We start from the raw sequence: 6,610 nt of genomic DNA on the forward strand, positions 1-6,610 counted from the left end.
CGCCTGCCGAGCCAGTGAAGATTATCGTGACGGGCGGCGCCGGGTTCATTGGCTCTGCGCTCGTCCGCCATCTGATCGCAGACACGGACGCGTCGGTCACGGTCATCGACAAACTCACCTATGCCGCCAACCTGGATTCCCTCGCGCCGGTCGCCTCCTCACCACGTTACCGGCTGATCCAGGAGGATATCTGCAACGCGGAAGCGATGGCCAGCATCTTTGAAAGCGAGCAGCCCGATTATGTGCTGCATCTGGCCGCTGAAACACATGTCGACCGGTCCATCTTCGGGTCGGGCGCCTTTATCCAGACCAACATTAACGGCACCTATAACCTGCTCGAAGCGGCCCGCGCCCATCATGCCCGCCTGACTGGAAACCAGAAGTCCCGGTTCCGATTCCTGCATGTGTCCACGGACGAGGTTTACGGCTCCCTTGGCGTCGATGGCCTCTTCAGTGAAACAACCGCCTATGATCCCTCCTCGCCCTATTCGGCATCCAAGGCTGCTGCGGATCATCTGGCCAAGGCCTGGCACAGAACCTACGATCTGCCGGTCATCGTTACCAATTGCTCGAACAATTACGGCCCCTACCATTTCCCGGAAAAACTCATTCCACTGATCATTCTTAACGCGTTGGATGGAAAGGCCCTGCCCATCTATGGCGATGGCTCAAACGTTCGCGACTGGCTGTATGTGGAAGACCATGTCCGCGCGCTGTGGGCCATCGCCCAGAGGGGCAATCCCGGCGCCACGTACAATATCGGCGGCAAGAATGAGCGCACCAACCTGGAAGTGGTGGAGACCATCTGCGCCCTGCTCGACGAGCTGCGCCCCGCGGGCCGGAAATATCGGGAGCTGATAGAGTTCGTGGCCGATCGGCCGGGGCATGACTTCCGCTACGCGATCGACGCCACCAAGCTGGAAGCGGAGCTGGGCTGGAAGGCAGGCGAAACCTTCGATACCGGCATGCGCAAGACTGTGCAGTGGTATCTGGACAACCAGAGCTGGTGGGAGCCGCTTCGCAGTTCGGTTTATAGCGGCGAACGCCTCGGCTTGGCGCCCCAGCGCTAGCCCCTCTGGACAATTAAAGATGCGTGCTGAAACAGGCGAACTTCAGGTATTTGCAGGATCGGATTGAAGATGAAGGGTATCATTCTGGCTGGTGGGCAAGGCACGCGCCTCTATCCGATCACGCGCGGCGTCTCCAAACAGTTGCTACCGGTGTACGACAAGCCGATGATCTACCATCCGATCACCACGCTGATGCTGGCCGGCATCCGCGAGATCCTCGTGATTGCAATGCCTGACTGCCTGCCCTCCTATCAGCGCCTCCTGAGCACCGGCGAAGACTGGGGCATGAACTTCACTTACGCCCCGCAGCCCGAACCCAGGGGGCTGGCCGACGCCTTCCTCATCGGCGCGGGCTTTATCGGCGGCCATCCCTGCGCCCTCGCCCTTGGCGACAACATGTTTTACGGCGCCGGCCTGGGCGGCGAGCTCGAACGCTTCGGCAAGCTCGAAACCGGCGCCACTGTGCTGGCCTACCAGGTCAATAATCCGTCGGAGTTTGGCGTCGTCGAGATGGCGCCCGATGGCACCGCCCTGTCGCTGGAAGAAAAGCCGGCCACCCCGCGCAGCAACTGGGCGGTCACGGGCCTCTATTTCTACGACAAGGACGTGGTCGACATCGCCCGCGAGATCAAGCCATCGCCGCGCGGCGAGCTTGAGATCACCTCCGTCAATGAAGCCTACCTCAAACGCGGGGATCTGAAGGTCCACCGCCTCGCCCGCGGCACTGCCTGGTTGGATGCCGGCACCTTTGATGGCCTGATCCAGGCCTCCCAGTTCGTCCAGACGGTCGAGAAGCGCCAGGGCACCAAGATCGCCTGCCCCGAAGAAGTCGCCTGGCGCAAGAAATTCATCGACGATGCCCAGCTGGAGAAACTCTCTGAAGGCTACAGAAATGAGTACGGCGAATACCTGCGCAGCCTGCTCAAGGGCCCCTATCGCGACTGATCCGGCAACCTGAAATGGATGGCTCAGCCGCACATTTCCCCGTCATGGCGCGCGCCATCAACTCCCGGCTTGCCAGTTACCGGGCCGGCGGAAGGGGAAATCGCTGCGCGTTGAGCGCACCAAACCTTGCGCCCCGGCAGTCTGCATGATACCGCGTGATCAACATATAAAGGATCGTTGATATGCCCGCCAAAGCCCTCCCCAAGGACTATTTCGTGAAGGATCTCTCGCTCGCCGAATTCGGCCGCAAGGAGCTCGACATCGCGGAAACGGAAATGCCGGGCCTGATGGCGGCGCGCGCGGAGTTCGGACCGTCCCAGCCGCTGAAAGGCGCCCGGATTGCCGGCTCGCTGCACATGACCATCCAGACCGCCGTCCTGATCCAGACGCTCGAAGCGCTCGGCGCCGATGTCCAGTGGGTCTCGTGCAACATCTACTCCACCCAGGACCACGCCGCCGCTGCCATCGTTGCCAATGGCACGCCCGTCTGGGCCTATAAGGGTGAAACCCTGGAAGAGTACTGGGACTACACCGACCGCCTGTTCCACTGGCATGATGGCGGCGCGCCCAACATGATCCTCGACGATGGCGGCGACGCGACGATGTACCTTGTCCTCGGCGAGAAAGCCGAAGCCGACGCCTCCGTACTCAACAATCCGGGCTCGGAAGAAGAAAAGATCCTCTTCGCTCAGATCCGCAAGCGCATGGCCGCCAGCCCCGGCTGGTTCGCCAAGACCAAAGCCGGCATCAAGGGCGTCTCGGAAGAGACCACCACGGGCGTCAACCGCCTCTACCAGATGGAAAAGCGCGGCGAGCTGCCCTTCCCGGCCATCAACGTCAACGACTCCGTCACCAAGTCGAAGTTCGACAACAAATACGGCTGCAAGGAATCCCTCGTTGACGCGATCCGTCGCGGTACGGATGTGATGATGGCCGGCAAGCGTGCCTTCGTTGCCGGCTATGGCGATGTCGGCAAAGGCTCGGCTGCGTCCCTCTCCGGCTCAGGCGCCCGCGTCGCTGTTTCCGAGATCGACCCGATCTGCGCGCTGCAGGCGGCGATGGACGGCTACGAAGTCACCACAATGGAAGACGCCGCCCCGCAGTTCGACATCTTTGTCACCGCCACCGGCAACAAGGACATCATCACCGTCGATCACATGCGCGCCATGAAAGACATGGCGATCGTCTGCAACATCGGCCACTTCGACAATGAGATCCAGGTCGACGGCCTGAAAAACTTTCAGTGGACGAACATCAAGCCGCAAGTCGACATGATCACCTTCCCGGATGGCAAGCGCATCATCCTCCTGTCCGAAGGCCGCCTGGTGAACCTCGGCAACGCAACCGGCCACCCCTCCTTCGTGATGTCGGCCTCCTTCACCAACCAGACGCTCGCCCAGATCGAGCTTTGGACGAAGGGCGATGAGTACGCCAACAAGGTCTACACCTTGCCGAAACATCTCGACGAGAAAGTCGCCCGCCTCCACCTGGCCAAGCTTGGCGTCAAACTCTCCGAGCTGTCGGGCGAGCAAGCCTCCTATATCGGCGTGGAAACCGCAGGCCCGTTCAAACCCGATCACTACCGCTATTGATCGGCACGCGGGGACAGGCCTTGTCGCAAACCTTCATCCTTACGCTGAGTTGCCCGGACCGGGTAGGCCTCGTTGCAGGCCTCGCCCGGCTCATGGAGCAGCATGGCTGCTTCATCGTGAATTCCCGCACCTTCGGCGATCCGGAGACCAACCGCTTCTTTGCGCGACTGGTTTTCACGCCGCCGGGCAATGGCGGTTCGCTCGACGCGGTGAAAGAGGCCATGGCGCCCCTCGCCGCCGAGATTGAGGCCGACTGGCAGATCCGCTCATCGGAAGAAAAGCTCCGCACCCTGCTGATGGTCTCGAAGTCGGACCATTGCGCCAACACGCTGCTCTATGCAGCGCGGCGCAATGAACTGCCCATCGAGATCACCGGCATCGTGTCCAATCACGACACGCTGAAGCCCACCTTCGCGCATTGGGGCCTGCCCTGGTTTCATGTGCCGGTCAGCGCGGCAACCAAGCCTGCCGCCGAATCCCGCCTCGACGAGATCATCGCAGAGACACGCTCGGAGCTGGTCGTCCTTGCCCGGTATATGCAGGTGCTCAGCGAGGATGCCTGCCGCCGCCATGAAGGCCGCGTCATCAACATCCACCACTCCTTCCTGCCCGGTTTCAAAGGCGCCCAGCCCTACCACCAGGCCCATGCGCGCGGCGTCAAGGTCATTGGCGCCACCGCCCATTACGTCACCGCGGACCTGGATGAAGGCCCGATCATCTCCCAGGCAACCGAAGCCATCGACCACACCTTCACCCCAGAAGACATGGTTGAAACCGGTCGCCATATCGAGGGCATTGCCCTCCTGCGCGCGGTCAAGGCCCATGCCGAACACCGCATCTTCCTGAATTCCGGCCGCACGGTCGTATTCGCCAGATAGGCAATCCGTTTCCAAGAGGAGCCAAAAATGCCCCTGAAGTCTCATGAGTTCACCAGCGAAAGCGTCTCGGAAGGCCATCCCGACAAGGTTGCCGACCAGATTTCCGATGCCGTCGTCGACCTGTTCCTCTCCAAGGACCCGACCTCGAAAGTCGCCGTCGAAACGCTGACGACCACCAACCGCGTCGTCCTCGCCGGCGAGGTACGCACGAATAACGGCGCTGTCGTCACGGCTGAAGAGATGAACGAAGCGGCCCGCGCTGTCGTCAAGAAGATCGGCTATGAGCAGGACGGCTTCCACTGGCAGAACATGGTCGTGGAAAACCATGTCCACGGACAATCTGCCGAGATCGCCCAAGGCGTGGAAGAAGGCCAAGGCCTCTTCAAGGAAGAAGGCGCCGGCGACCAGGGCATCATGTTCGGCTATGCGTCGGACGAGACGCCGGAGCTGATGCCCGCCACCCTCGTCTATTCCCACCAGATCCTGCAGAAGCTCGCGGCCCTGCGCCATTCGGGCAAGAACCCGCAGCTGGAACCTGATGCGAAAAGCCAGGTCACCCTGCAATATCAAGGCTCGCGCCCGATCGGCGTCAACGCCGTCGTTGTGTCCCACCAGCACAAGGCCGGCGTCAGCCAGGACGAGCTGCGCGAGATCATCCGCCCGGTCGTCAAGGAAGTCCTGCCAGAGGGCTGGTTCCCGCCGGAAGACAAGTTCTATGTGAACCCGACCGGCAGCTTCGTCATTGGCGGCCCCGATGGCGATACAGGCCTCACCGGCCGCAAGATCATCGTCGACACTTATGGCGGCGCAGCGCCCCATGGTGGCGGCGCCTTCTCCGGCAAGGATCCGTCCAAAGTGGACCGTTCGGCCGCTTACGCCACGCGCTACCTCGCCAAGAACATCGTCGCCGCGGGCCTCGCCAACCGCTGCACGATCCAGGTCTCCTACGCCATCGGCGTCGCCCAGCCGCTCTCGATCTATGTCGACACCCATGGCACGGGCAATGCGGATGAAGCCCGCATCGCCAAGGCCCTGCGCGACCTGTTCGACCTGTCGCCCAAGGGGATCCGGACCCACCTGAAGCTGAACAATCCGATCTACAGCCCAACGGCTGCCTACGGACATTTCGGCCGCGTGCCTGACGCCGGTACCTTCACCTGGGAACAGACCGACCTCGTCGACGAACTCAAGCGTCTGGCGAACTGAACACCGGCAGGCAGGGCGGGATAACTCCCGCCCTGTCCACCCCCTCCGTCCGTCATCCCGGAATTTGCGAAGCAAATGTCCGGGACCCAGAAAGCCCGACAAAACAAAGCTCTCACTGAAGCCCGGTCTTCGCCTCTGGCGAAACCCGGAAGATGGCCTGTTGCGTTCGCGGTGCACCTTATCCGCCCGGCTTCCCGTCTCCCCCATCCTCGCAGGCATGTTCGATCACATGCCCCGCCCGGAACTCTGGACCCGCATCGCCGCCGTGCTCGGCGCCCTGCGCCAGCTCCTGCGAACGGTCGTGCCCGAACACTTCACCGGCATCGCCAGCGAGGCCCGCGCGCGTCTTGCCGCCGCTGCCGCCCTCATCCGTCGCTACATCCATGTCCTCGCCGCCGAGATCATGCTTCCGGAACGCCTCGTTGGCGTTTCCGCAAAAAACTCCAACGAAACTCCAGGGAAACTCCAAGCGCGCCGCGACCCGCTTTTCCGCCTCATCGAAGAAGCCTGCGCGCCTTCAAGGTCATCCCAATCCGAAAGCTCAGACCCGCCCTTCCTCCAATGGGCGATGATGCTGGAGGCCGCGCGCCGCCTCGCGCTCGTTCTCAATGATCCCGAGAAACATGCCAAACGCCTCGCCCGCCTCCTCCGCAGACGGAAAGGCGCAAGCCTGAAAGACATTCCCGTCCCGGCCCACATCCTCCGCCGCCTCGCGCCATGGACCGACGCGCTGATCTTGCGCCTCGATGAAGAAGCGCGCCCTGCGGCATGGGCGGGACTCAACAGCTCTTAGCCCCCCGTTTCGCCAGCGCTCAACGCCTCCCCTGACGCGCGGGGGAGGATAAACGCGCTCCGCGTCAGCGAAGTGCAACCCGATCCTCCCCCGCCCGCGGGGGAGGTGCCCGAAGGGCGGAGGGGG

Annotated in this window: 6 protein-coding genes; all 6 read left to right on the forward strand. The window is 62.5% G+C overall.

Annotated features, from left to right (window positions below; all coding sequences use genetic code 11):
* Positions 1 to 14 precede the first annotated feature (14 nt).
* The 6 genes from rfbB to K1X12_RS16830 all read left to right on the forward strand — a co-directional run bounded on the left by rfbB (position 15) and on the right by K1X12_RS16830 (position 6,484).
* The gene (gene rfbB / locus K1X12_RS16805) at positions 15 to 1,070 is read left to right on the forward strand and encodes a dTDP-glucose 4,6-dehydratase (RefSeq protein WP_369426173.1); all 1,056 of its coding nucleotides are present in this window, start codon (positions 15 to 17) and stop codon (positions 1,068 to 1,070) included.
* A gap of 69 nt (positions 1,071 to 1,139) precedes the next feature.
* On the forward strand, positions 1,140 to 2,015 hold the full coding sequence (gene rfbA, locus K1X12_RS16810; protein ID WP_220988748.1) for a glucose-1-phosphate thymidylyltransferase RfbA: 876 nt from the start codon (positions 1,140 to 1,142) through the stop codon (positions 2,013 to 2,015).
* A gap of 182 nt (positions 2,016 to 2,197) precedes the next feature.
* Positions 2,198 to 3,607 carry an adenosylhomocysteinase gene (gene ahcY, locus K1X12_RS16815; protein WP_220988749.1) on the forward strand — a complete coding sequence of 470 codons (1,410 nt, stop codon included), beginning with the start codon at positions 2,198 to 2,200 and terminating at the stop codon, positions 3,605 to 3,607.
* A gap of 20 nt (positions 3,608 to 3,627) precedes the next feature.
* The gene (purU, locus tag K1X12_RS16820) at positions 3,628 to 4,485 is read left to right on the forward strand and encodes a formyltetrahydrofolate deformylase (RefSeq protein ID WP_220988750.1); all 858 of its coding nucleotides are present in this window, start codon (positions 3,628 to 3,630) and stop codon (positions 4,483 to 4,485) included.
* Between the two features lie 27 nt (positions 4,486 to 4,512).
* Complete coding sequence (gene metK, locus K1X12_RS16825; protein ID WP_304608263.1) at positions 4,513 to 5,691, forward strand: methionine adenosyltransferase; 1,179 nt, start codon at positions 4,513 to 4,515, stop codon at positions 5,689 to 5,691.
* Positions 5,692 to 5,851: 160 nt separating this feature from the next.
* Positions 5,852 to 6,484, forward strand: a complete 633-nt coding sequence (locus K1X12_RS16830; RefSeq protein ID WP_225908017.1) for a hypothetical protein — start codon at positions 5,852 to 5,854, stop codon at positions 6,482 to 6,484.
* Positions 6,485 to 6,610 lie beyond the last annotated feature (126 nt).

The sequence above is a fragment of the Hyphomonas sediminis genome, assembly GCF_019679475.1.
Lineage (GTDB): Bacteria > Pseudomonadota > Alphaproteobacteria > Caulobacterales > Hyphomonadaceae > Hyphomonas > Hyphomonas sediminis.